Source organism: Variovorax sp. GW821-FHT09A10 (assembly GCF_059418385.1).
Map to the genome: position 1 here is coordinate 108,931 of NZ_JBWKPT010000013.1, position 22,607 is coordinate 131,537.

Here is a 22,607-nt window from a genome sequence, read left to right on the forward strand (position 1 = left end):
TGCCGCGCCCGTCGATGAAGGCCATCGTTCGCAGCGGCAACAGGTGCGGAAAATGATAGCCAGCGCCACCGCGCCCGATCGTCGCGAACGCGCGAAAAACGCCCCGCGCACCGAACTAAATTGTGAGGATTCGCTTCAATGCGTGCCCTGGAAAGTCAGAGCGTGCGTTCGAGCTGCCAGGCTTGGTACTTCAGGCTTACCACCGCACCGATGACGATGCCCGCGATGGCCGGCAGGCTCGCGATGCTCAGCGTCGACAACGCACTCAGGCCCTGCCCGATGGTGCAGCCCATGGCCGTGACGCCGCCGATGCCCATGAGCACCGCGCCCGTCGCGTGGTGCGCGAGGTCGCCGGTGCCGGCGAAGCCTTCCCAGCGGAATTCGCGCGACCACAGCGCGTGCAGTGCGGCACCTACCACCACGCCGGCGACCGACACGATGCCCAGCGTGAGCCGCTTGTTGGCGTCGCTGTAGAACATGAGCCAGTCGAGCGCGTAGGCCACCGGCGTGACGAAGCTCAGCGCTTCGGCGCGGCCGGAGTTGGTGGCGAGGAACACGTGCTCGAGCGTGAGCGGATGCTCCTCGACCACCGCCCAGTGGCCGCTGAGCCACCATGCGCCGACGACCAGCGCGCCGATCAGCATGCCGCCGACGAGGCTGCGCACGTCGCGCGTCTCGCGGCCCCAGGCGGCCCACACCAGCAGCGCGCCGCCGAGCACCAGGCCGAGCGCGAGGCGCAGCGACGCTGCCTTCAGTTGGAAAGACGCGGCCAGCACATCAGGCAGCGACGCATTCATCGCCAGGTCGATGTGCACCGCATCGACGGTCGCGACGCGCAGCACCGCGGTGATGCCCTTCAGCGTGGCGAAGGCCGACACGCCCATGAGCACCAGCACCACCAGTGCCTTGAGGTTGCCGCCGCCCAGGCGCACCAGCGTCTTGTTGCCGCAGCCCGAGGACAGCACCATGCCCACGCCGAACAGCAGGCCGCCGACCAGCGCGGCGAGCCAGAGGATCTGGTGCGAGGCGTAGAGCGTGCGGTCGGCATCGACGAGCCCCGCGGACACGAGCGCCGAGAAGCCGATGAGCGCGACGCCACCGGCCGCGGCCCACTGCTTCACGCGGGTCCAATCGCCCAGCGCCACCACGTCGCTGATCGCGCCCATGGTGCAAAAGCGCGTGGCGCGCGCGACGGCGCCGAACACTGCCGACAGCACGAAGGCCGCCACGAGCGCGAGCGTGGTGAGAAGGGAAAGCTGCGCGATGGACATGCCCCGATTCTAGGGAGCGCCCTCGCGCGCGCGGGGGCTCAATTCAGGCCAGTCCGGGGTTCGGTGCGATGTTCTTCAGCACGGGTTCGTCGAGCCGGCGCGTGGTCACCACCTTGCGCGACTTCAGCCACGGCTCGATGACCTCCCACACCGGCTTGTTGCCGGCGGTGCGCGCCTCTTCGCTCACGGGCGCCCAGCCCGCGACCTTGTAGCTGCGATTGGCGTCGATGGGCTTGCCGCCCAGGCGCATGTCCTGGATGCGCTGGCCCATGGCGGCCGTCGGGTCGCAGGTGTACTGCAGCCCGCCCACGCGCACCATGTCGCCGCCCTGCTGGTAGTAGGGGTCGGGGTTGAAGAGGTTGTCGCAGACGTCTTCGAGCACGGTCTTGAGCGTCTCGCCGGTCATCTGCGTCACCGTCGCGTACGAGTACGTGGTGGCCGTCATGTCCATCAGCCACTCGCGCGTGATCGCCTGGCCGGGCAGCAGCGAGGTGCCCCAGCGGAAGCCGGGCGAGAAGGCGATGGGCGCGTCTTGGACTTCCATGAGCGCGTCGAGCAGCAGCTGGTCGCCGGTGCCGTTGAAGTTGCCGCGCCGGTACAGCGCACCGTCGGTGTGCGCGAGGGTTTCGGCCAGCTTGGCCTCGTAGGGCGCACGCACGCGGGTGATGAGCGCGTCCATCTCCTTGTCGGCCGGAATCAGGTCGGAGAACACGGGCAGCAGGCGGTAGCGGAAGTCGCTCACCTTCTTGCCCTTGACGTCGAAGTCGATCACGCCGAGGAACTTGCCGTTGGAGCCGCCGTTGACCACGATGGTCTTGCCGCCCGCGTTGCTCACCAGCGTGGGCATGGGCGTGCCGTCGTGCGTGTGGCCGCCCAGGATGGCGTCGATGCCGGTGACGCGGCTGGCCATCTTCAGGTCGACGTCCATGCCGTTGTGCGACAGCACCACCACCACCTGCGCGCCCTTGGCGCGCGCCTCGTTCACCACGCGCTGCAGGTTGTCGTCCTGGATGCCGAAGGTCCAGTCGGCCACCATGTAGCGCGGGTTGGCGATGGGCGTGTACGGAAAGGCCTGGCCGATGATGGCGCAGGGCACGCCGTTGATCTCGCGCATCACATACGGCTTGAACACCGGGTCGCCGAAGTCGGCGGTCTTGACGTTCTGCGCCACGAATTCGACCTTGCCGGCAAAGTCTTTCTCGATGATCTGCTGCACCCGCGCCATGCCGTAGGTGAACTCCCAGTGCCCGGTCATCACGTCGACGCCGAGCAGCTTGCAGGCATCGACCATGTCCTGCGCGTCGGTCCACAGCGACGTGGCCGAGCCCTGCCAGGTGTCGCCGCCGTCGAGCAGCAGCGCGCCGGGGCGGCTGGCCTTGAGCTGCTTGACCAGCGTGGCCAGGTGCGCGAAGCCGCCGACCTTGCCGTAGCGCTGCGCGGCCTTGTCGAAGTCGAGGTAGGTGAGCGCATGCGCCATGCGCGTGCCGGGCTTCACGCCGGCGGCTTTCAGCAGGTTCTCGCCCACGAGATGCGGCACCTTGCCGCGCATGGCACCCACGCCGATGTTGACGCCCGGTTCGCGGAAGTACAGCGGCTTGAGCTGCGCATGGCAGTCGGTCATGTGCAGCATCGACACGTTGCCGAAGGCCGGCACGGTGTACATGCCGTCGAGGCCGGCGGCCATGCTGCTGCCGTGGCGGCCCAGGCCCAGGCCGGCGACAGCGCCGGCACCGAGCATCTGGACGAACTCGCGCTTGGAAAGGTTCATGAAAAAGGAAGCCGGGCGTTCAGCGGTTGACGGGAGACTGGGGGTCGAGCAGCAAGCCCATCACGTCGCGGATCTGCTTCTCGTTGAGGATGCCGGAATGGCCGACGCGCGGCATGTTCGAGCAGGCGTTGTAGGCGCGCGCGTTCCACAGCTTGCCCCAGGTGTATTCGACGATGGGCTTGGACGCGGCGCTGGCCGGGTCGCTCACGCCGCGCAGCTTGCCGTAGTGGTACAGGCTCGGGCCGAGCGTGCCGAAGGAGATTTCTTCCTTCGACATCTGGTGGCAGTTGTAGCAATTGCCGCCGTTGGCCGCATTCGCGGCGTCGGTCCAGGTGAGGCCGCGGCCGTTCTGCGCGATCTTCTCGCCCTCCCGCCAGTCGCCGACGAACTTGCCGTCGGAAGGCCAGCGCACGGTCTTCATATTGGCGGCCTCGATCTCCTTGGTGCGCTGCTCGTCCAGCGGCTGGCCGCTGGCATCGGCTTCGCTGCACGCGAGGTTGGCCGGGTCTTGCACGAGGCGGTCGACCTTGGCGATGCCCTGGTCGCGGAAGGAGCGCTGCAGCGCGTCGGCGGTGAGCTTGTCGAGCTCGGCGGCGCTGTCGACGGACGCGCAGCCGAACACGGTGAGCGCGCAGGCCACGGCGGCCAGGCCGAAGAAATGATCAGACTTCATGGCGTGGCTCCTTCAGCGCTTGATGGCGGGCGCGGTGGTCTTGCCGCCCTTGCCGTTGACGCCCATGTACACGGCCAGTGCCACGGTCACGTCGCTGGCGTAGCCCGGGTACGGAAAGCGCTGCTGGCGGAAGCAGTCGTTGAGCCGGCGCTGCATGCCCCACAGCTCGCCCGACGACACGCGGTACGCCGGCCAAGCGCCGAAGCCTTCACCGGCGCCGGGGTTCTTCGTGAGGTTGGGCAGGTCTTGCAAACGGATGCGCTTGCCGTCGGCGCCGTGGCAGGTGGCGCAGGCAAAGTCGTGCGGGCCGGCACGCAGGAAGAACAGGCGCTTGCCCACTTCGTAGGCGCGGCGTTCGCTCGCATGCGACTGCGGCAGGTTCAGCGGCAGGCCTTTCGATTCGGCCGAGATCCACGCCACCAGCCCCTCGAGGTTCTTCTGCTCGCCCTGGCCGAACGGCGTCTTGGCGATGGCGGCGGCATCGAAGCCCTGCAAGCTTTCCATGCAGGTGAGCAGGCGCGACTCCATGTCCTGCACGCGGCCGGTGTCGGGAAAGTAGCGCGGCAGTTCGGCGAACGCGCCCTTCACCACGCCCGGGCCCTTGCCGAGGTCGCACTTCTCCATCGACGCGGCCTTGGGCCCGCGCTTCTGTTTCCAGAGGTCTTCGCCCTTGGCCTCGAACAGTTCGGCGGGGTTGCCGTCCTGCAGCAGCGCGCGGTACTCGGCGATGCCTTCGGCCGTGGTCTTCTGCGCCGCGGCGGGCAGTGCGATGCTGCCGGCCAGCACCAGCAGGCTCAGGCATGTGGTTGTCCTCATGGGGCCGCCCTTTTTTCTCGTGGGGAACACAACACGCGAGCGAGCGCCCGCGTGGGCGAAGAAAGCGTCAGCTGACGGTGGCTTCGTCGGTGCGGGTGTCGCCGCGGTTGTCCTTCCAGGTCACGGCGATCTTGTCGCCGGCCTTCGCGCCCTTCAGCGTGAATTGCATGAAGGGGTTCTTCGACACCGCAGGGCCCCAGTCGGCCGTGAGCACGGTCTTGCCGTTGAGCGAGGCCGTGACCTCCTGGATGAACCAGGCGGGAATCGTCTTGCCGGCGGCGTCCTTGCGCTGGCCGGTTTCCATTTCATGCGCCATGAGGATGCGCACGGTCGTCTTGTCGCCCGCGGCCTGGGCGCGGATGCGCATGGGATCTGCCATGGTGGTCTCCTTCTTCTCGTCGTGTTCTGTGTGTGAAGCCCGTCGCTCAGCCGCCGCAGCCGCCGAGCGTGACCTTGACTTCCTTCTTGGCGAAGAGCGCCTTGCCGTCGTTCATGACCGCGATCGCGTACACGTCGGACGACTGGCCCAGCTTGGCGCGCGTGGTGAAGTTCGACTCGACGAACTCCGAAGTGTTGAAGATCGCGACCACGGCGTTGGGGTTCTTCTCGACCAGCAGCATGAGCTGCTTCACGCCAGGCAAGGCGGTGGCCACGCTGAGCGGCACCACGGCGCCGTTCTCGGCGATGTCGGGGCCGGTGATGGTGACGTCCTTGCTCTCGGTGGGCGCGCCGGTGACGCCGACGGCCTTGAGCGCGTCGGCCACGCTCTTGGCGTCGAAGGCGTCTTTCGAATAGGCGAACGCGGTGGCGGGGAGCCAGCCGGCGGTGGCCGCCAGGCCTGCGAGGGCGGCGGACTGCGTGAGCATCTGTCTGCGGTTTTTCATGGGGTTGTCTCCTGTCGAATCATGGTCCGGCGCTGTCGGCGAGCCAGCGTGCGATGGCCTTGGCATCATCGTCGCCGAGGGTCTGCGGCGGCATCGGGATCGCCCCCCAGACGCCGGTGCTGCCTGCCTTGATCTTCTGCAGCAGGTGGTCGGTCTGGCCGGGGTACTTCTTCGCGATGTCCGAGAAGGCGGGGCCGACGAGCTTCTGCGTCATGCCGTGGCAGGCGGTGCAGCTGTTCTTCTCGAGCAGCGCCACGGGCACCTTCGGTGCTGCGGCCGGTGCGCTGGTCTTCACGGCAGCAGCAGGCGCCGCGGTGGCGATGCCGCGCTGCGCGCCCACCAGCCGGTTCTGGTCGGCGAGGTTGCCGTGGCTGCCGCGCGCATGCGGCGGCAGTTGCGCGACGGACGACGCCGCCGGCACGCAGTCGCGCATGCAGGCCACGGCCGACACATCGGGCTTGGCCGCGCGGCCGAACTCGCTGCCGGGCCACATCGCGTGCGCGGTGGTGCCGCCGTTGCGGTTGGGCATGCGGGCCTGCACCTCGCGGATGTTCTTGTCGGACAGCGTGAAGTCGTCGGGCACGATGCCGCCGAGGTTCAGCATGTAGGCGGTGACGGCGTACACGTCGTCAGGCGTCAGCGACTTGGGCTGGTTCCACGGCATGGCGCGGTACACGTAGTCCCACACGGTCGACAGGCTCGTGACCTTCATCAGCGTGGTGCGGCCCGGGAAGGCCGGGTCTTTCAGGCGCGCGACGTGGCCGCTCTTGATGTCTTCGGCCGTGGTGCCGCCGACGATCGGGCTGAACACCTGGTTCGATTCGCCGAACACGCCGTGGCACGAGGCGCACTTGCCTTCCCACAGGTCCTGCCCGCGCGTGACCGAGCCCGAACCGGGCGGCAGGCCCTTGAAGTCGGGGCGCACGTCGATGTCCCACGCGGCCACTTCCTTGGGCGTGGCGTCGCGGCCGATGCCGGCGTAGCCTGCCGCCTTGGGCTGTGCCCATGCAGCGGCACCGCATGCGAGAACGAGCAACAGCAGCGCGCGCTTAGGAAAGCTGGACATTCGCCACCTCCCCGTTTGCCTGCACCTGCCACGACTGGATGGCGTTGTTGTGATAGATCGAGCGCGTGCCGCGCACCGCGCGCAGCTGCTTGTAGCTGGGCTGCACGTAGCCGGTGTCGTCCATCGCGCGGCTCTGGATGATGGCGGGCGTGCCGTCCCACACCCAGTCGATGTTGAAGCGCGTGAGGCACTTCGAGAGCACGGGCGATTCGAGCCGCGCGGTGCGCCAGTTGCGCCCGCCGTCCACGCTCACGTCCACGCGCTTCACCTTGCCGCGCCCCGACCACGCGAGGCCGGTGATGTTGTAGAAGCCCTTGTCGAGCAGCATCTGCCCGCCCGAGGGCGTGGTCACGACGCTCTTGCATTCCTGGATGCTGGTGTACTGGCGGTGCTGGCCGTCGGGCATGAGGTCGACGTAGTGCACGGTCTCGTCCTTGGCGCCGTAGGGTTGGTCGCCCAGTTCGATGCGGCGCAGGTACTTGACCCAGCTCACGCCCTGCACGCCGGGCACCACGAGCCGCAGCGGGTAGCCCTGCTCGGGCCGCAGCATCTCGCCGTTCTGGCCGTAGGCCACCAGCACCTCGCCCGAGCGGATGAGGCTCATGGGAATGGTGCGCGTCATCGACGAACCGTCGGCGCCCTCGGCGAGCACGAAGCGCTCGCCCTTGAGGTCGGCGCCCGCCATCTCGAGCAGCGTGATCAGCGGCACGCCGGTGAACTCGCTGCACGACAGCATGCCGTGCGTGTACTGGGCCGTGGGCACGGCGACGTTGCCCCACTCCATGCCGGTGTTGGCGCCGCACTCGATGAAGTGAAAGCGCGACACCGAGGGCAGGCGCATCAGCTCGTCGAGCGTGAAGACCTTCGGCGTCTTCACCATGCCGTTGACCATCAGGCGGTGCTTCGAGGGATCGATGTCCCACCAACCCTGGTGGTGCCGCTCGAAGTGCAGGCCGCTGGGCGTGACGATGCCGAACAGCGACTGCAGTGGCGCGAACGACACCGAGGCCTGCGCGGTCGGCGTGAGCCCCGGGCTCTGGCGGCGCTGCACGTTGGCTTCGTACTTGGAAGGCTTGCCGTAGCCGTCGGTGACCACCGGCTGGCCGAGGCCCGTGCTGTGCGCGGGCAGGTTCAATACGGCGGGGTCGCCGTCGCCCACGGCGGTGCGCGTTTGCGCGAGCGCGGACGACGTCGCTGCGGTGCCTGCCACGGCGGCGGCGAAGGCGTTGCGGATGAAGTCGCGCCGCCCCTTGCCGGCTTCGGCGAAGACGGCGCGCACGCCTTGCGCGTTGAGAAAATTCTCGGGTGCCTTGCGCACCTGCCCGGTCTGCTGGATGCTGCCGCTCATCGCGTCGCGTCCGTGGGCCTTACTTGGCGCCGCCCAACACCCAGGCGGCCAGCGCCTTGGCATCGGCCTCGCTCATCGCGGGCTGGGCGGGCATGGGCACGGCGCCCCACTTGCCGGTGCTGCCCTTCTGGATGCTCGCGGTGAGCACGGCGAGCGCATCGGCCTGACCGGTGTACTTCTTCGCGACGTCGAGGTAGGCGGGGCCGACCAGCTTCTTGTCGACCGCGTGGCAGGCGAGGCAGGCGTTCTTCTGGGCCAGTTCCTTGTTGGCAAGGGCCGGTGTCGACAGCAGCAAGGCGGTGACAGCGACGGCGAGCGACGGCAGCAGCAACTTCAATTCGGTCTCCTCGAAACGCGCCCCGAAGCGGCCGGTTTCATCGTTAAATAAGTAAATCGTTATGTATTGATTTTAGGGACGATCGTGAACAAGGGAAGGGCTTTGCTCTTGGGGGAAACCCGTTCGGTTTCGCCATGCATAACGTCAGCTGCGGACGGCGGTGCGCGCTTGCTGCAGGCGTGTGTCGAGGTAGGCGCCGTAGAAGTCCGAGTCGCCGCCGGTCAGGCGCTCGGCGACCTCGCGGCCGTTGCGGCCGAAGAAGAGCACGGTCGGTGCGACGGTGACTTTCCATGCCTTGATGAGCGCGTCGTGCGTGCGTGCGGCGCCGTCGAAGTCGCGCACGGTGCGCGCGTCGCGAAAGTCGATCTGCACCACGGGCACGCCCGCAGCGAGTTCGGGCATGAGGTAGTGCTCGCGCACGATCTTGCAGAAGGGACAGCCCTGCAGGCTGGCCATGACGACCAGCGGTTGCGCGCGGGCCAGCGCCGCCGCGAGCGCGCCGGCCAGCGAGGCAGGCGCGGGCAACAGCACATCGGCCGCATGCACGGCCATCGGCGCCACGCACCACGCAGCGAGACCCGCGACGAGCTGCCGGCGCGTGCGGTCGCCGCTCATCGCGCCTCCTGCTCCAGCAGCAGGTAGGTGTTGTAGGCGTTCATGCGGTTGGCCACCTTGAACAGCGGCCAGGCCTCGAAGCGCGACCAGTCGGTGGCGGCGTAGGCCTCGTCGAAGGGTGTCATCTCGGTGGCGGCCTTCTGCATCGCGCCGCGCAGGAAGACGAGGTAGTCGCGCGTCTGCCGCAGGTCTTGCGCCGGGTCGTCCGACGCGGGGCCGTGGCCCGGCACGATGGTGCGCGCATCGAGTGCGAGCAGCGCGTCGAGCGACGCGATCCAGTGCCGGCTGTCGGCCGAGCCCACGTAGGGCGTGCGGTTGCGGAACACGATGTCGCCGGTGAACAGCACCTTCTGCTGCGGCAGGAAGATGGCCAGGTCTTCGGGCGTGTGCGCGGGGCCGGCGGGCTGGATCACGAAGCGCGTGCCTCCAATCGTCAGTTCGGTGCGGCCGTCGATCCACACGTCGGCCGGCACCAGCCGCGTGCGCTCGTCGATCCACGGCGCGAGTTCCTGGCGCGAGGCCTCGAGCCGCAATCGTGCGGTGTCGGACGTGAGGTAGGTCTTGCCTCGCGCGTGCGCCACGATCTGCGCGCCCAGCGCCTTGAACACCTGCAGGCCGTAGATGTGGTCGGCGTGGTAGTGCGTGAGGATGACGTGGCTGATCGGCTTGGGCGTGAGCTTGCGGATCTCTTCCACCATGCGCTCGGCGACGGCGGGCGAGCCGAGCGCGTCGATCATCACGACGCTGTCGCGCGTGACGACGAAGCCGGCGTTGGAGATGAAGTTCTGGTTCTCCTTCGAGCCCAGCGCGGGGATGCCCTGCACGTAGTAGATGTCGGGCGCCACCGGCAGCGGGCGGATCTCGGGCGCGGCGAACGCGGCACTGGCGCTCAGCCAGAGCGCCGCGCACATCAACAGCGCCTTCGCGCGAACGGCGGTGGGCCGGCACGGGAACATCGTGGGTCGTCTCCTGCGGGCTGGGCGGCGAGGGCCGCGGGCTTGCCCGGCTGTAAATATAAGCAGAAGATGATATTTTGCGGGCAACGACAACAGCCAGAGGGTTTCCCCATGAGACACGCATTCATCGCTTTCCTGCTCGCCATGGTCGCCACGTTCGCGGGCGCGCAGGAGACCAAGGTGGTCTACCACGTCAACACCGGCGTGGAGAGCAGCGCCGCCATCCTGGCGAACATCACGAACCACCTGAACGCGGACCCGAAGGCGAAGATCGTGGTGGTCACGCACGGCCCCGGCATCGACTTCCTGCTGAGCGACGCCAAGGACAGCAAGGGCCGCGAGTTCAGCGGCCCGGTGAGCGCGCTGGCCGGGCGCGGCGTGGAGTTCAAGGTGTGCAACAACACGCTGACCACGCGCAACATCGACGCGGGCAAGCTGCTGATGGAAACCAAGGTGGTGCCCTCGGGCGTGGCCGAGGTGGCGCGGCTGCAGGCGAAGGAAGGCTACGTCTACCTGAAGCCCTGAGGGGCTCCGCCGCAGAAGGCCTGGCGGCCTTCTTCTCTTCTGCTTATTCCTGCTCGATGGCGATCTGCACGCAGATGCTGCGGCACAGCGCCACCACGGTCTCGTTCGCGATGCTGTAGTAGATGCTCACGCCGTCGCGGCGTCGTGCGAGCACGCCCGCCTGGTAGAGCGTGTTCAGGTGCTGCGACATGTTGGGCTGCGTGGTGTCGATCTGCGCGAGCAGCTCGCTCACGTTCTTCTCGCCGTTGCACAGCAGGCTCACGATCTTCAGCCGCATGGGCGCGGCCATGGCCCGGAACAGGTCGGCGGCCATGTCGAAGACCTCGTCCTCGGTGACAGCCGCGGACTTCTTACGGGGTTTGGTGGCCATGCTGAATAGGTTCATGCGCAGGTCGCAATGTACATCGGCGTCTGGCGGCGCGAGCGATGTCCCGGCGGCCGTACGGCGATTGCACACCGGCGCCGCGTCACAAAAGCGACGCGCTGCCCGTCTTCGGGGTGCGGGGATGTCCCCGCGCAACCACCCGGAGCACCCCGCATGCACGCCACGCCAAAGATAGCCCTGCCCTATCGGGGCCATTGCCACGTCTTTCTCGACAGCGCTCGGACGCGATCTAATAATCAAAGCACTTTCTTTGATAAAAAAGCAGGTTGCGTATGAACAAAAAATCCAGGACCTGGCTCGGCGCCGGTCTCACGGTCGCGGTGCTGGGCGCGGCGGGCTACGGGCTCGTGGCGAAGTTCCAGCCGGCCCATGCACAGGGCGGCGCCATGCCGCCGGCCAAGGTGGCGGTGGCCCCCGCGCGGCAGACCGAGATGGCGCGCTTTCTCGGCGGCATCGGCACGCTGGAGGCCAACCGGCAGGTCGAGGTGCCGGCCGAGGTGGAGGGACGGGTCGCGAAGATCCTGTTCACGCCGGGCGCGCAGGTGCGTGCAGGCCAGCTGCTGGTGCAGCTGAACGACGCGCCCGAGCAGGGTGACCTCGAACGGCTGCGCGCCCAGCAGGCCAATGCCAGGGCCCTGCTCGAGCGCACGCGCCGCCTGCTGCCGCAGCAGGCCGCCACGCAGGAGCAGATGGAACAGGCGCAGGCCGCCTTCGACCAGGCCAGCGGCGAGCTGCGCCGCGTGCAGGCGCTCATCGAGCAGAAGCACATCCGGGCGCCGTTCGACGGCGTGCTGGGCATCCGCAAGGTCAACCTCGGCCAGTTCGTGCGCGCCGGCGACGCGCTGGTGTCGCTCACCGATGCGCGCACGCTGTTCGCCAACCTCACGCTGCCCGAGAACGCACTGCCGGCGTTGCGGCGCAACCAGGCGGTGGCGCTCGCGGTCGATGCCTACCCGGGCCGCGTGTTCCCCGCCAAGCTCAGCGCCATCGAGCCCATGATCGGCAGCGACACGCGCACCGTGCGCCTGCAGGCCATGGTCGACAACGCCGACGGCGCGCTCACGCCCGGCATGTACGTCAACGCCAAGGTGGCGCTGCCCGCGCGCGCCGACGCCATCGCGGTGCCTGAAACCGCCATCACCTACAGCACGCACGGCGACTCGGTGTTCGTGGTGCGCGCCGGCGAAAAAGGCGACGGCTTCTCGGTGCAGCAGGTGTTCGTGAAGACCGGCGAGCGGCAAGACGGCCTGGTCGTGGTCGAGCAAGGCCTGAAGGCCGGCGAGCAGGTCGTCACCTCGGGCCAGCTGCGCCTGTACAACGGCGCCGCCGTGGCCCCGGCCGCGAAGGACACGCTGGCCCTCACGGAGCCGAAGTCATGAAGTTCACCGACCTCTTCGTGCGCCGGCCCGTGCTGGCGCTGGTGGTGAGCACGCTCATCCTGCTGCTCGGCGCGCGTGCGCTGGGCGACCTGCCGGTGCGCCAGTACCCGCTCACCGAGAGCACCACGCTCACCATCACCACGCAGTACCCCGGCGCCTCGCCGGAGCTGATGCAGGGCTTCGTCACGCAGCCCATCGCGCAGGCGGTGGCGACCATCGAGAACGTCGACTACCTTTCGTCGTCGTCCACGCTGGGCCGCAGCGTGATCAGCGTGCGTATGAAGCTCAACGCCGACGCCAACCAGGCGCTCACGCAGGCCATGGCGCAGGTCAGCCAGGTGAAGTACCGGCTGCCGGCCGAGGCCTTCGACCCGGTGATCCTCAAGTCGTCGGGCGAGGCCACGGCCGTCGCCTACGTGGGCTTCTCGAGCAAGACCATGCCCGTGCCGCAGCTCACCGATTACCTCTCGCGCGTGGTGCAGCCGCAGTTCGCGTCGATCGAGGGCGTCTCGGGCGTCGAGGTGTCGGGCGGGCAGACGCTGGCGATGCGCGTGTGGCTGGACGCCAACCGCATGGCCGCGCGCGGCATCTCGGCCGGCGAGCTGGCCGACGCGCTGCGCCAGAACAACGTGCAGGCCGCCCCCGGGCAGGTGAAGGGCCTGTACGTGGTGTCGAACATCCGCGTGAACACCGACCTGGTGAACGTGGCGGAGTTCCGCGACATGGTCATCAAGCGCGACGGTGATGCCATCGTGCGCCTGGGCGACGTGGCCACGGTGGAACTGGGCGCGGCGAGTGCCGACAGCAGCGCGACCATGGACGGCGACAAGGCCATCTACCTGGGCCTGCAGGCGGCGCCCAACGGCAACCCGCTGGTGATCGTGAAGCGCATCCGCGACCTGCTGCCCGGCATCAAGCAGAACCTGCCGCCGGGCGTGGAGGTGCAGCTGCCCTTCGAGCTCGCGCGCTTCATCGAGGCCTCGATCGACGAGGTGCAGAAGACGCTGCTCGAAGCCATCGCCATCGTGGTGCTGGTGATCTTCCTGTGCCTGGGCTCGCTGCGCGCGGTGCTCATTCCGGTGGTGACCATTCCGCTGTCGATGCTAGGCGCGGCGGCGCTGATGCTGCTGTTCGGCTTCAGCATCAACCTGCTCACGCTGCTGGCGATGGTGCTGGCCATCGGCCTGGTGGTGGACGACGCCATCGTGGTGGTGGAGAACGTGCACCGCCACATCGAGGAAGGCAAGTCGCGCGTGCAGGCCGCGCTGATCGGCGCACGCGAAGTGGCCGGCCCGGTGATCGCGATGACGCTCACGCTGGCCGCGGTGTACGCGCCCATCGGCCTCATGGGCGGCCTCACGGGGTCGCTCTTCAAGGAGTTCGCCTTCACGCTCGCGGGCGCGGTGGTGGTGTCTGGCGTGATCGCGCTCACGCTGTCGCCGGTGATGAGCTCGTTCCTGCTGCCGCAGGACGCCACGGCGGGCCGCATGGCGCGTTATGCCGAGGCCTTCTTCCACAAGCTGGCCACGGCCTACGGACGGCTGCTCGACGTGTCGCTGCACCACCGCTGGGTCACGGGCCTGCTGGCCGCGGCCGTGCTCGTGAGCCTGCCCTTTCTGTACAACGCGGCGCAGCGCGAGCTGGCGCCGGGTGAAGACCAGGCGATGGTGATGACCGTCATCAAGTCGCCGCAGCACGCCAACATCGACTACGTCGAGAAGTTCGGCCAGAAGTGGGACGAGGTGCTGGCCAAGCTGCCCGAGAACACCGGCCGCTGGCTCATCAACGGCTCGGACGGCGTCTCCAACAGCATCGGCGGCGTGCAGCTGTCCGACTGGAAAGATCGCCAACGCAACGCCGACCAGATCCAGGGCGACGTGCAGGGCGGCATGAACGAGGTCGAGGGCAGCAGCGTGTTCGCCTTTCAGCTGCCGTCGCTTCCCGGTTCGACCGGCGGGCTTCCGGTGCAGATGGTGATCCGCAGCGCGGGCGACCACCGCAGCGTGTTCGAGGCGATGGAAACGCTGAAGAAGGCGGCGCGCGAGAGCGGCAAGTTCGCCGTGGTCGACAGCGACCTGGAGTTCAACAACCCCGTGACCGAAGTGCGCGTGGACCGCGCCAAGGCCAACAGCATGGGCGTGACCATGAAGGCCATCGGCGACACGCTGGCGGTGCTGGTGGGCGAGAACTACGTCAACCGCTTCGGCATGGACGGGCGCTCGTACGACGTGATTCCGCAGTCGCCGCGCGACCAGCGGCTCACGGCCGAGGCCCTCGCGCGCTACTTCGTGAAGAGCGCGAGCGGCCAACCCGTGCCGCTGGCCAACCTGGTGCAGCTGTCGACCAGCGTGGGGCCCAACAAGCTCACGCAGTTCAACCAGCTCAACGCCGCGACCTTCCAGGCCATTCCGATGCCGGGCGTGACCATGGGCGACGCGGTGGCGTTCCTCAGCGAAGAGGCCAAGAAGCTGCCGGCCGGTTTCAGCTACGACTGGCAGTCGGACGCGCGCCAGTTCACGCAAGAGGGTTCTGCGCTGGTGATGGCTTTCGTGTTCGCGATCGTGGTGATCTACCTGGTGCTGGCCGCGCAATACGAGAGCCTGCGCGACCCGCTGATCATCCTGGTCAGCGTGCCGATGTCGATCTGCGGCGCGCTGGTGCCGCTGGCGCTGGGCTTTGCCACCATCAACATCTACACGCAGATCGGGCTGGTGACGCTCATCGGGCTCATCAGCAAGCACGGCATCCTGATGGTGGAGTTCGCCAACGAGATCCAGGAGCGCCTGAACCTGGAGCGCCGCGCCGCCATCGAGCAGGCCGCGCGCATCCGGCTGCGCCCGATCCTGATGACCACGGCCGCGATGGTGGTGGGCCTGGTGCCGCTGCTTTTCGCGAGCGGCGCGGGCGCCAACAGCCGCTTCAGCATCGGCCTGGTGATCGTGGTCGGCATGCTGGTGGGCACGCTGTTCACGCTGTTCGTGCTGCCCACCATGTACACGTTGTTGGCGCGCGACCACCGCACGGTGGGGCGCTCGCAGCGCGCCGCCGAACTCGAGGCGCTCGTGGCGCGCGAGCCCGCCTGACGACACCGGGAGCATGACCATGACGACAAGACTCTTTTCCTACGCCGCACCGTTCGCACTCAGCCTGCTGGTGCTGGCCGGCTGCGCGGTCGGGCCGAAGTACGCCGCGCCGAACGATGCGCCGGTGGCCATCGCCGCCCCCGAGCGCGCGCTGTTCGCGCCCGACGCGGTGCAGCGCGACTGGTGGCGCCAGCTCGACGACCCGCAACTCGACGCGCTCATCGAGCGTGCGCTGGCCGGCAACCACGACATCCGCATCGCCCACGCGCGGCTGCTGGAAGCGCGTGCGATGCAGACCGAGGCCGAGCTCGACCGCCTGCCCGTGGTGACGCTGGGCGCCAGCAAGACGCGCAGCATCGCGCAGGGCAACGGTGTGCCGGCCGACGCCCGCACGCTGGCGCAGAGCAGCCGCGCCGGCTTCGACGCCGGCTGGGAGATCGACCTCTTCGGCCGGCTGCAGCGCCTGGACGAAGCCGCCACCGCGCGCGCCCAGGCCAGCGCGGCCGACCTCGAGCAGGTGCGCATCGTGGCCGTGGCCGAACTGGCGCGCAACTACTACGAGATGCGCGGCGCCGAGCAGCGCCTGGCCGTGACGCAGCGCACCCTCGACAGCCTGCGCCAGAGCCTGCGCGTGACCGAGGCGCAGGTGCGCACCGGGCGCGGCCTCGAAGGCGACCTGGCGAGCGCGCAGGCCAACCTGGCCAGCACCGAGAGCCAGTTGCCCGCGCTCGAGACCACGCGCCGCCAGGCCGCGCACCGCGTCGCCGTGCTGGCGGGCCTGCGCCCGGCCGAGCTGGCGCCCATGCTGCAGCCGCACGCGCTGCGCGTGCTCGACAAGCGCCTGCCCATCGGCGACCTGGGCGAACTGCTGCGCCGCCGACCCGACGTGCTGCGCGCCGAGCGCGGCCTGGCCGCCAGCACCGCCGACGTGGGCGCAGCCACGGCCGAGCTGTACCCGCGCGTCGACATCGGCGGCTTCCTGGGCTTCATCGCGCTGCGCGGGGCCGACCTGGGCAGTTCGTCGAGCCGCGCCTTCAGCGTCACGCCCGGCGTGAGCTGGCCTGCGCTGCGGCTGGGCTCGGTCAAGGCCCGCCTGCGCGGCGCCGAGGCGCGTGCCGAGGGCGAGCGCGCCGTCTACGAACAGACCGTGCTGCGGGCCATCGAGGACGTCGAAAGCGCCCTCACCGGCTACGGCCAGAACCAGCTGCGCCTGCAGCGGCTGCTGGAGGCCTCCGCCCGCAGCGGTCGCGCCGCCGAGCTGGCCGAGGTGCGCTACCGCGAAGGCGCCGCGCCCTACCTGAGCGTGCTCGACGCGCAGCGCACCCTGCTGCGCGCGCAGGATGCCGTGGCCGAGGCCGAAACCGCCTCGTTCACCAGCCTCGTGGCGCTTTACAAAGCGCTCGGCGGAGGGTGGCAAGCGCCCACGGATGCGAAGGGAGGCCCAACCACCTGACAATGACGCTGTTTTCCCCCACGACCGAAGCTGCCATGTCCGCCCCCGATGCCACCAAGCCCACCTGGATGCCGCACCAGCCGGCAGACCGCATCCTCTCCACGCTGAAGACCCGTGGCGCGCTCGGCATCCCCGACATCGCCAAGGTGCTGCACGTGACGGTCGAGGCGGTGCGCCAGCAGATGTCCAAGCTCGAGACCGAAGGGCTGGTGGACGCCGAGAGCCGCTCCAGCGGCCGCGGCCGCCCCACCCAGATCTGGCGGCTCACCGGCGAGGGCCACAAGCGCTTTCCCGACACGCACGCCGAGATGACGGTGCAGATGATCAGTGCCGTGATCAGCGTGTTCGGCGAAAAGGGCATGGACCAGCTCATCGGCGCGCGCGAAGCCACCATGCGCGCCACCTACACCGAGGCCATGCGCGGCGCGCGCAACCTCGAGACGCGGCTCGAACGGCTCGCGGACATCCGCAGCCGCGAGGGCTACATGGCCGAGTACCGGGCCGAGGGCGACGGCTTTCTCTTCATCGAGAACCACTGCCCCATCTGCACCGCGGCGCAGGCCTGCACCGGCTTTTGCCGCAGCGAGCTGCAGCTCTTCGACGAGGTGCTGGGGCCCGAGGCCGACGTGAGCCGTGTCGAGCATGTGCTCGCGGGCGCGCGGCGCTGCGCCTACCGCATCGTGCCCAAGGCCCGCGCCTGAGGCACCCTCTTGTTTTTATCCACCAACTAGAAAGAAAGACTCCACCATGGAACACACCCTTCCCCCGCTGCCGTACGCCATCGACGCGCTGGCCCCCGAGTACTCGAAGGAAACGCTCGAGTTCCACCACGGCAAGCACCACAACGCCTACGTGGTGAACCTGAACAACCTGCAGAAGGGCACCGAGTTCGAAGCGATGACGCTCGAAGAGATCGTCAAGAAGTCCAGCGGCGGCATCTACAACAACGCCGCCCAGATCTGGAACCACACCTTCTTCTGGAACTGCATGAAGCCCCAAGGCGGCGGCGCCCCCACCGGCGCGCTGGCCAAGGCCATCGACGCCAAGTGGGGCAGCTACGACGCCTTCAAGGAAGCCTTCGTGAAGTCGGCCGTGGGCAACTTCGGCTCGGGCTGGACCTGGCTGGTGAAGAAGGCCGACGGCTCGGTGGACATCGTGAACACTGGCGCCGCCGGCACGCCGCTGACCACCGCCGACACCGCGCTGCTGACGGTGGACGTGTGGGAGCACGCGTACTACATCGACTACCGCAACCTGCGCCCGAAGTTCGTCGAAACCTTCCTGGCCAAGCTGGCCAACTGGGACTTCGCAGCGAAGAACTTCGGCTGAAGCCCGCGCTGTCGGCATGAAGAAAAAGCCGGCCTGCGGGCCGGCTTTTTCATGGGCGCGCCGTCACCATCCAGTCGATCCAGCGCGCCACGTACGCCTGGTCGAGGTCGAAGTAGTGGGTGTGGGCGCCCAGGCCGAGGCAGGCCTCGTGCTCGGCCGCGACGCACCAAGCCGGCGGTGTCGTCACCGGCTCGTAGGGCTTGTCGTCCGCGCCCCAGAGCCAGCGCCCGACGTAGTCGCCGGCCGTGTACAGGTTGACCCAGCGGGCCACGCCGACCTGGGCCGCGCTCGGCCCGCCGCCGTTCGCGTCTTCCGCCGTCACCCAGCCGTAGAGGTGCGGAAAGCGCGCCGCATACAGCTGGCGCAGCGGGCAGCCGGCAGTGAGCAGCAGCAGCCGGCTCTTGTTGAGCGCCGCCCAGAGGTCGGTCACCCGCGCATCGACCTTCTGCGCCGCGCGGAACTGCAGGTAGCGCAGCAGCTCGGTGGAGATCACCGTGCCCTGGCTGTGGGCCACGATCACGATGCGGTCGTAGCCCTGCGCCGCCACATGCTCCAGCAGCGACACGTAGCGCGAGAAGATGCGCGCGCGCGGAATGGCGCGGCGCGGAAACTCGCGGAAGTGGCCGTCGACGTCCAGCGCCACGTCGAGCGGCATGCGCAGGCCCGGCACGGTGCGGGTGAGAAATCCGCCGAGCAGCGAAACGGAGGCGGCCAGCGTGGCGGCGGTGAAGATCAGCGGCTTGAGGCCGGTCTGCGACACCCCCGACAGGGCGATCACCACGCCGTCGATCCACGCGCCGACGTCGACATCGCACTGCTTGAGCAACAGCAACAGGGCGACCACAAAAGCGCCCAACACGCTGGCCGTCGTGAGGAAGGTGACGAAACCGTCGAGCCGGCGGTAGCCCGCGCCGAGCCAGCGGCCCAGGCCCTGCGACGTGCCGAAGGCCACCTTGAGCTCGGCGAACAGGCTGGGCACCAGCACCGCCACGAGATAGGCCAGCAGCGACAGGGTGAGGCCCGCCGTCAAGGCGAAGGTTTGCGTGCTTCGTTCATAGCGGTCGTGCAGAAAGTTCGCACCGTCGCCCCAGCACATGTCCTTGGAAAACCAGAACGGCGCATAAGAAACGCCCCGTGCGCCCAGCTCCACCAGGTTCGTCAGCACGGCCCACGCCACCATCGTCAGTGCCACGAACGCCGCCAGTGACACGAACAGCCCCAGCCGCCCCGTCGCGATGCTGGCGCGCGCCGCCGGGCTGCGGTCGGGCACGGCCTGCCCGGCGATGAGCCAGGCAATGAGCAGCACGCCGGCCACGACCCACCAGGCCACGACGCCCATCAGCAGGTACTCGACCACCCGCATGCCGGCGCGCACCCAATGGCGCAGGTCGTCGGTGGCGCCCGCCGCCGCGGCGTTGATCGCCACGTGCACGAGCAGCGCCGCCACGGTCAGCGCCATCAAGCCCAGCCCCCAGGTGCGCGCGGCCGGAAAGCGGTCGCGCGCGATGCGCAGGGCGCGGTCGGCCAACGCCACGAGCAGTGCCACCCAGGCCACGCCGACCACCCAGTGCGCGGGCACCTGGGTCCACAGGAACACCACCGCCACACAGGCGTACAGGCCCACCACGATCCGTGCGGACGCAGTGCTGCGCGCCTGGTAGCAGTACCACCAGAAAGCCAGCACCGGCACGACCACGGCCAGCACACGTCGCAGCAGTTCGGTGAGCGAGAACGCGTCCGGCGCAGGCTCGGCCCGCGCCAGGCCGCCGAGCCCCGCGATCACCAGCCCGACCAGCAGCAGCTGCAGGAAGATGTTGGCCAGCAGGTTCGCAAAAATCCAGTCGAGTGCGGTCTGCAGCTTCGCGAGACAGGCCCAGGGCTGCGCGCCCGGCGGCCTGGGTTTCATATTCACGCCGGCCGCCTCGGCGGCCCGGTCCACCGCGTCGCGGCCCAGCTGCGAGAGGCGGAACACGATGGTGAACAGCTCGGCGACGATGCGCGCCACCGAGCCCGGCAGGCGCGACAGGTCGGCCCAGTACATCTCGTGCACGTCGATGTGCTGCTGCACCGGCTGCCCGTGGGCATCGGTGGCGTCGCGCGTCATGCGCACGCGCGTGGCCTCGTAAGCCTCGTGGTCGGGCTCGGCGCGCTGCGACTTGAACAGCAGGTAGTCGCTGAAGGCGATGTCGGGGTTGCTCTTCTTCAGCTCGCGCGGCGTGAGCAGCCCGTGCCCCTTGGCGGCGCGCACCACGCCCGCGTCGTCGGCCTCGGCGGTCGAGATCCAGTCGTCGGCGCTGAAGTCCGAGGTCTTCGACTGCCGCATGGCCTTGCGCACGGGCGGCACGTAGGCCTTCTGCGCGGCGGCGCCTTCGGTGGCGGCCTTCTCGTTCTTGTCCTGATGCCCGGTGCGCTGCTGCACCATCGAGGTCAGCGGCGGCACCGGCAACAGGTGGCTGTCGCAGTCGGCCTGGCGGTAGGTGGCGTCGGGGCTGGGGTGGTTGAGCATCAGCGAGGCGATGGCGCGGGCCGTGTCGCCGGCCTTCTGGTCGGCCACGCCGTGGATGGCGATGACCGCGACGCGCTCGGGGCGTGCGGGTGGTTCAGGCGTTGACTGCTCGGGCGGCGGTGCGCGCATGTGGTGACTCCTCCATGCCAGGCCGGTGCATGGCAGGAGGAATTGTCCGCAGCGCGTCGCCCTTGGCTTCCCCCAAACGGGGGATGCCGGATGGACAGGGGTTGCTCAGACGTTGATGAGGTTCAGGATGTTCCCGTCCGGGTCCTTGAACCACGCGACCTTCATCTCGCCCATGACGTGGATGTCGCCCGCGAGCGTGGTGCCGGGCATGTCGTAGTGCTCGAAGCGCACGCCCTTGGCCTTGAGCGCGGCCACGAGGCGCTCGATGTCGCCGTCGACCGACCAGGTCACGGCCGTGGCCTGGTTGGTGCCCGCGAAGGCCGAGCGGTAGACATTGAGCCGCGTGTTGCCGCTGCGGTAGACGATGACCTCGTCGCCTTCGGCATCGACCTGCGCGAGGCCGAGCGTGTCTTCGTAGAAGCGTCGGGCCACGGCGAGGTCTTTCACCGCCAGGTTGGCCACTGCATTGATGTGTCCGAGCATGGGAGCCTCCCGCAAAGAGGATGGGCGCCCGGAAGCCGTCGAGCGCCGGGCGAGCCAGAAATACTCAACCATTTGGTGGAGTATTCGACGCGCGATGGGCGGTGTCAAGGCGTCCGAAAGTACGCACCGCCCCGCGTTCTGCCCCCGCCAGCCGAGACGAGGGCCATCGCGAACCGCGAAAACCCTGCATCGGCACTTCCGGCAGACTGCATCCCCCCTGCCCCCAGAACGAGACAATGCACCCCATGACCCGATCGAACTTCCTCCGTCCGCTGGCCTTCGCGCTGGCCTTCACCGCCGTGGCGGCCACCGCCCCGGCCCACGCCCAGACCGCCGCCTACCCCGCCAAGCCCATCCGCATGGTCGTGCCCTTCCCGCCCGGCGGCGGCACCGACATCCTGGCGCGCCTGGTCGCGCAGAAGCTCACCGAAGCCAACCACTGGACCGTGGTGCCCGACAACCGCGCGGGCGCCGGCGGCACCATCGGCATCGCCGAGGCCGCGCGCGCCACGCCCACGGGCTACGACATCGTGATGGGCCAGAAGGACAACATGGTCGTCGCGCCCTGGCTCTACAAGAGCCTGAGCTACAACCCGGTGAAGGACCTCACGGCCGTGGCCCACGTGGCCTACACGCCCGTGGTGATCGTCACGCAGGCCAACTCCAAGTTCAAGACGCTGGACGACGTGGTGAAGGCCGCGCGCGCCGCGCCCGACACCGTCACCTACGGCTCGCCCGGCAACGGCACCACCATCCACCTGGCCGGCGAGATCTTCAACGGCGCCGCCAAGATCAAGATGCGCCACGTGCCCTACAAGGGCTCCAACGCGGCCATGATGGACGTGCTCGCGGGCAACGTCGACCTGATGGTGTCGTCGGTGCCCTCGGCCATGGCGCAGATCAAGGCCGGCAAGCTGCGCCCGCTGGCCGTCACCTCCGCCAAGCGCAGCACCTCGCTGCCCGACACGCCCACCGTGGCCGAGCTGGGCTACAAGGACTTCGACGTGAGCACCTGGTACGGCGTCTTCGTGCCGGCCGGCACGCCCAAGGACGTGGTCGCCACGCTGAATGCGGCGATCAACAAGCTGCTGGCCACGCCCGAAATGAAGGCGGCCATCATTGCCCAGGGCGCGGAGCCGCAGAGCATGACGCCGGAGCAGTTCGGCACGCTGCTGAAGACCGACTACGAGAAGTGGAAGGGGATCGTGCAGGCCTCGGGGGCGACGATCGAGTAGGACTGGGCAACAAAGGCCGCCACGGCAGGCCTTCGATGCATCGGATTCAAAAGAAGGAATCGACTGGCCGCTACAACCCGGCCATCCTTCGCAATCGCTCGATAACAAGTGCTATGCGCTTCTCCGCACTGCTCTCATGCGCGAGATGCCACTCCAGGCTGTCAAGGAATCTTTGATCCGATAGAAGGTCATCGAAGCTAGCTCGCAAGTAGTCCTGCACTTCGCCACCCCATTGCTCAACCTCTTCGGGCAGTTCGGGTCGCCCCGCAACAAGATTGATGATGTCCTCCTGTTGGATTCCGCCAATCTCTGACCCTAGATTTCCGTCGAATACTGACCCACCCGCTTTGTGAGCCTGAAGGCTTC

Annotated in this window: 22 protein-coding genes; 7 read left to right on the forward strand and 15 right to left on the reverse strand. The window is 68.6% G+C overall.

Translation table 11 applies throughout. The features are described 5' to 3' along the window. Positions 1-155: 155 nt before the first annotated feature. The 11 genes from AC07Q9_RS29935 to AC07Q9_RS29985 form a co-directional block, all read right to left on the reverse strand. On the reverse strand, positions 156-1,271 hold the full coding sequence (locus tag AC07Q9_RS29935; protein ID WP_495312780.1) for a YeeE/YedE family protein: 1,116 nt from the start codon (positions 1,269-1,271) through the stop codon (positions 156-158). A 43-nt stretch (positions 1,272-1,314) separates the two neighbouring features. Further along, positions 1,315-3,039, reverse strand: a complete 1,725-nt coding sequence (gene soxB, locus AC07Q9_RS29940; protein ID WP_495312781.1) for a thiosulfohydrolase SoxB — start codon at positions 3,037-3,039, stop codon at positions 1,315-1,317. Positions 3,040-3,058: 19 nt separating this feature from the next. Further along, positions 3,059-3,712, reverse strand: a complete 654-nt coding sequence (gene soxX / locus AC07Q9_RS29945; RefSeq protein ID WP_495312782.1) for a sulfur oxidation c-type cytochrome SoxX — start codon at positions 3,710-3,712, stop codon at positions 3,059-3,061. Positions 3,713-3,724: 12 nt separating this feature from the next. Then, positions 3,725-4,528 (reverse strand): sulfur oxidation c-type cytochrome SoxA, encoded by an 804-nt coding sequence (gene soxA / locus AC07Q9_RS29950; RefSeq protein WP_489061175.1) that lies wholly within the window; start codon positions 4,526-4,528, stop codon positions 3,725-3,727. A gap of 67 nt (positions 4,529-4,595) precedes the next feature. Then, on the reverse strand, positions 4,596-4,907 hold the full coding sequence (gene soxZ / locus AC07Q9_RS29955; protein WP_172438442.1) for a thiosulfate oxidation carrier complex protein SoxZ: 312 nt from the start codon (positions 4,905-4,907) through the stop codon (positions 4,596-4,598). A gap of 46 nt (positions 4,908-4,953) precedes the next feature. After that, positions 4,954-5,412: a thiosulfate oxidation carrier protein SoxY gene (gene soxY / locus AC07Q9_RS29960; RefSeq protein ID WP_095950317.1), complete on the reverse strand. Its 459-nt coding sequence runs from the start codon at positions 5,410-5,412 to the stop codon at positions 4,954-4,956. A gap of 19 nt (positions 5,413-5,431) precedes the next feature. Then, complete coding sequence (locus tag AC07Q9_RS29965) at positions 5,432-6,478, reverse strand: c-type cytochrome (RefSeq protein WP_495312783.1); 1,047 nt, start codon at positions 6,476-6,478, stop codon at positions 5,432-5,434. Then, positions 6,462-7,826, reverse strand: a complete 1,365-nt coding sequence (gene soxC / locus AC07Q9_RS29970) for a sulfite dehydrogenase (RefSeq protein WP_495312784.1) — start codon at positions 7,824-7,826, stop codon at positions 6,462-6,464. Before soxC ends, AC07Q9_RS29965 begins: the two co-directional genes overlap by 17 nt. Positions 7,827-7,845: 19 nt before the next feature. Continuing rightward, entirely contained in the window at positions 7,846-8,163 is a 318-nt protein-coding gene (locus tag AC07Q9_RS29975) for a c-type cytochrome (protein ID WP_101491419.1), read from the reverse strand. A 144-nt stretch (positions 8,164-8,307) separates the two neighbouring features. Beyond that, positions 8,308-8,778, reverse strand: a complete 471-nt coding sequence (locus AC07Q9_RS29980) for a thioredoxin fold domain-containing protein (RefSeq protein ID WP_495312785.1) — start codon at positions 8,776-8,778, stop codon at positions 8,308-8,310. After that, positions 8,775-9,734: an MBL fold metallo-hydrolase gene (locus tag AC07Q9_RS29985; RefSeq protein ID WP_487847481.1), complete on the reverse strand. Its 960-nt coding sequence runs from the start codon at positions 9,732-9,734 to the stop codon at positions 8,775-8,777. The genes AC07Q9_RS29980 and AC07Q9_RS29985 overlap by 4 nt, the downstream gene beginning before the upstream one ends. Before the next feature lie 111 nt (positions 9,735-9,845). Here AC07Q9_RS29985 and AC07Q9_RS29990 point away from each other — a divergent pair, with 111 nt between their 5' ends. Beyond that, positions 9,846-10,259, forward strand: a complete 414-nt coding sequence (locus tag AC07Q9_RS29990) for a DsrE family protein (protein WP_493195207.1) — start codon at positions 9,846-9,848, stop codon at positions 10,257-10,259. A gap of 43 nt (positions 10,260-10,302) precedes the next feature. Here the strand turns inward: AC07Q9_RS29990 and AC07Q9_RS29995 are convergent, their stop codons facing one another. Next, complete coding sequence (locus AC07Q9_RS29995; RefSeq protein ID WP_062473861.1) at positions 10,303-10,629, reverse strand: ArsR/SmtB family transcription factor; 327 nt, start codon at positions 10,627-10,629, stop codon at positions 10,303-10,305. Between the two features lie 287 nt (positions 10,630-10,916). Between AC07Q9_RS29995 and AC07Q9_RS30000 the strand changes: the two genes are divergently transcribed. The 5 genes from AC07Q9_RS30000 to AC07Q9_RS30020 are packed head-to-tail and all read left to right on the forward strand — an operon-like array spanning position 10,917 to position 17,888. Further along, a complete protein-coding gene (locus tag AC07Q9_RS30000; protein WP_495312786.1) occupies positions 10,917-12,023 on the forward strand; it encodes an efflux RND transporter periplasmic adaptor subunit in 1,107 nt (368 codons plus the stop codon). Further along, positions 12,020-15,106 carry a MexW/MexI family multidrug efflux RND transporter permease subunit gene (locus tag AC07Q9_RS30005; protein ID WP_495312787.1) on the forward strand — a complete coding sequence of 1,029 codons (3,087 nt, stop codon included), beginning with the start codon at positions 12,020-12,022 and terminating at the stop codon, positions 15,104-15,106. Before AC07Q9_RS30000 ends, AC07Q9_RS30005 begins: the two co-directional genes overlap by 4 nt. 13 nt (positions 15,107-15,119) lie before the next feature. Beyond that, a complete protein-coding gene (locus AC07Q9_RS30010; RefSeq protein ID WP_495312788.1) occupies positions 15,120-16,559 on the forward strand; it encodes an efflux transporter outer membrane subunit in 1,440 nt (479 codons plus the stop codon). A gap of 35 nt (positions 16,560-16,594) precedes the next feature. Further along, positions 16,595-17,260 (forward strand): helix-turn-helix transcriptional regulator, encoded by a 666-nt coding sequence (locus tag AC07Q9_RS30015; protein WP_492686917.1) that lies wholly within the window; start codon positions 16,595-16,597, stop codon positions 17,258-17,260. Between the two features lie 46 nt (positions 17,261-17,306). Continuing rightward, positions 17,307-17,888 carry a superoxide dismutase gene (locus AC07Q9_RS30020; RefSeq protein ID WP_139700538.1) on the forward strand — a complete coding sequence of 194 codons (582 nt, stop codon included), beginning with the start codon at positions 17,307-17,309 and terminating at the stop codon, positions 17,886-17,888. Between the two features lie 49 nt (positions 17,889-17,937). Here AC07Q9_RS30020 and AC07Q9_RS30025 read toward each other — a convergent pair whose 3' ends face one another. Continuing rightward, complete coding sequence (locus AC07Q9_RS30025) at positions 17,938-20,523, reverse strand: hypothetical protein (RefSeq protein ID WP_495312789.1); 2,586 nt, start codon at positions 20,521-20,523, stop codon at positions 17,938-17,940. Between the two features lie 105 nt (positions 20,524-20,628). Further along, positions 20,629-21,006 carry a VOC family protein gene (locus AC07Q9_RS30030; protein ID WP_139700542.1) on the reverse strand — a complete coding sequence of 126 codons (378 nt, stop codon included), beginning with the start codon at positions 21,004-21,006 and terminating at the stop codon, positions 20,629-20,631. A 245-nt stretch (positions 21,007-21,251) separates the two neighbouring features. Between AC07Q9_RS30030 and AC07Q9_RS30035 the strand changes: the two genes are divergently transcribed. After that, a complete protein-coding gene (locus AC07Q9_RS30035) occupies positions 21,252-22,241 on the forward strand; it encodes a Bug family tripartite tricarboxylate transporter substrate binding protein (RefSeq protein WP_495312790.1) in 990 nt (329 codons plus the stop codon). Positions 22,242-22,311: 70 nt separating this feature from the next. On the opposite strand, the gene AC07Q9_RS30040 is transcribed toward AC07Q9_RS30035, so the two are convergent. After that, positions 22,312-22,607, reverse strand: a 296-nt coding sequence (locus tag AC07Q9_RS30040) for a hypothetical protein (RefSeq protein ID WP_495312791.1), incomplete at its 5' end; no start/stop codon positions are given.

What these genes read in the sequence shown, in the direction of transcription:
- AC07Q9_RS29935 (WP_495312780.1), bottom strand. Translation starts at nt 1,271, where the DNA reads ATGTCCATCGCGCAGCTTTCCCTTCTCACCACGCTCGCGCTCGTGGCG.
- soxB (WP_495312781.1), bottom strand. Translation starts at nt 3,039, where the DNA reads ATGAACCTTTCCAAGCGCGAGTTCGTCCAGATGCTCGGTGCCGGCGCT.
- soxX (WP_495312782.1), bottom strand. Translation starts at nt 3,712, where the DNA reads ATGAAGTCTGATCATTTCTTCGGCCTGGCCGCCGTGGCCTGCGCGCTC.
- soxA (WP_489061175.1), bottom strand. Translation starts at nt 4,528, where the DNA reads ATGAGGACAACCACATGCCTGAGCCTGCTGGTGCTGGCCGGCAGCATC.
- soxZ (WP_172438442.1), bottom strand. Translation starts at nt 4,907, where the DNA reads ATGGCAGATCCCATGCGCATCCGCGCCCAGGCCGCGGGCGACAAGACG.
- soxY (WP_095950317.1), bottom strand. Translation starts at nt 5,412, where the DNA reads ATGAAAAACCGCAGACAGATGCTCACGCAGTCCGCCGCCCTCGCAGGC.
- AC07Q9_RS29965 (WP_495312783.1), bottom strand. Translation starts at nt 6,478, where the DNA reads ATGTCCAGCTTTCCTAAGCGCGCGCTGCTGTTGCTCGTTCTCGCATGC.
- soxC (WP_495312784.1), bottom strand. Translation starts at nt 7,826, where the DNA reads ATGAGCGGCAGCATCCAGCAGACCGGGCAGGTGCGCAAGGCACCCGAG.
- AC07Q9_RS29980 (WP_495312785.1), bottom strand. Translation starts at nt 8,778, where the DNA reads ATGAGCGGCGACCGCACGCGCCGGCAGCTCGTCGCGGGTCTCGCTGCG.
- AC07Q9_RS29985 (WP_487847481.1), bottom strand. Translation starts at nt 9,734, where the DNA reads ATGTTCCCGTGCCGGCCCACCGCCGTTCGCGCGAAGGCGCTGTTGATG.
- AC07Q9_RS29990 (WP_493195207.1), top strand. Translation starts at nt 9,846, where the DNA reads ATGAGACACGCATTCATCGCTTTCCTGCTCGCCATGGTCGCCACGTTC.
- AC07Q9_RS29995 (WP_062473861.1), bottom strand. Translation starts at nt 10,629, where the DNA reads ATGGCCACCAAACCCCGTAAGAAGTCCGCGGCTGTCACCGAGGACGAG.
- AC07Q9_RS30000 (WP_495312786.1), top strand. Translation starts at nt 10,917, where the DNA reads ATGAACAAAAAATCCAGGACCTGGCTCGGCGCCGGTCTCACGGTCGCG.
- AC07Q9_RS30005 (WP_495312787.1), top strand. Translation starts at nt 12,020, where the DNA reads ATGAAGTTCACCGACCTCTTCGTGCGCCGGCCCGTGCTGGCGCTGGTG.
- AC07Q9_RS30010 (WP_495312788.1), top strand. Translation starts at nt 15,120, where the DNA reads ATGACCATGACGACAAGACTCTTTTCCTACGCCGCACCGTTCGCACTC.
- AC07Q9_RS30015 (WP_492686917.1), top strand. Translation starts at nt 16,595, where the DNA reads ATGTCCGCCCCCGATGCCACCAAGCCCACCTGGATGCCGCACCAGCCG.
- AC07Q9_RS30020 (WP_139700538.1), top strand. Translation starts at nt 17,307, where the DNA reads ATGGAACACACCCTTCCCCCGCTGCCGTACGCCATCGACGCGCTGGCC.
- AC07Q9_RS30025 (WP_495312789.1), bottom strand. Translation starts at nt 20,523, where the DNA reads ATGCGCGCACCGCCGCCCGAGCAGTCAACGCCTGAACCACCCGCACGC.
- AC07Q9_RS30030 (WP_139700542.1), bottom strand. Translation starts at nt 21,006, where the DNA reads ATGCTCGGACACATCAATGCAGTGGCCAACCTGGCGGTGAAAGACCTC.
- AC07Q9_RS30035 (WP_495312790.1), top strand. Translation starts at nt 21,252, where the DNA reads ATGACCCGATCGAACTTCCTCCGTCCGCTGGCCTTCGCGCTGGCCTTC.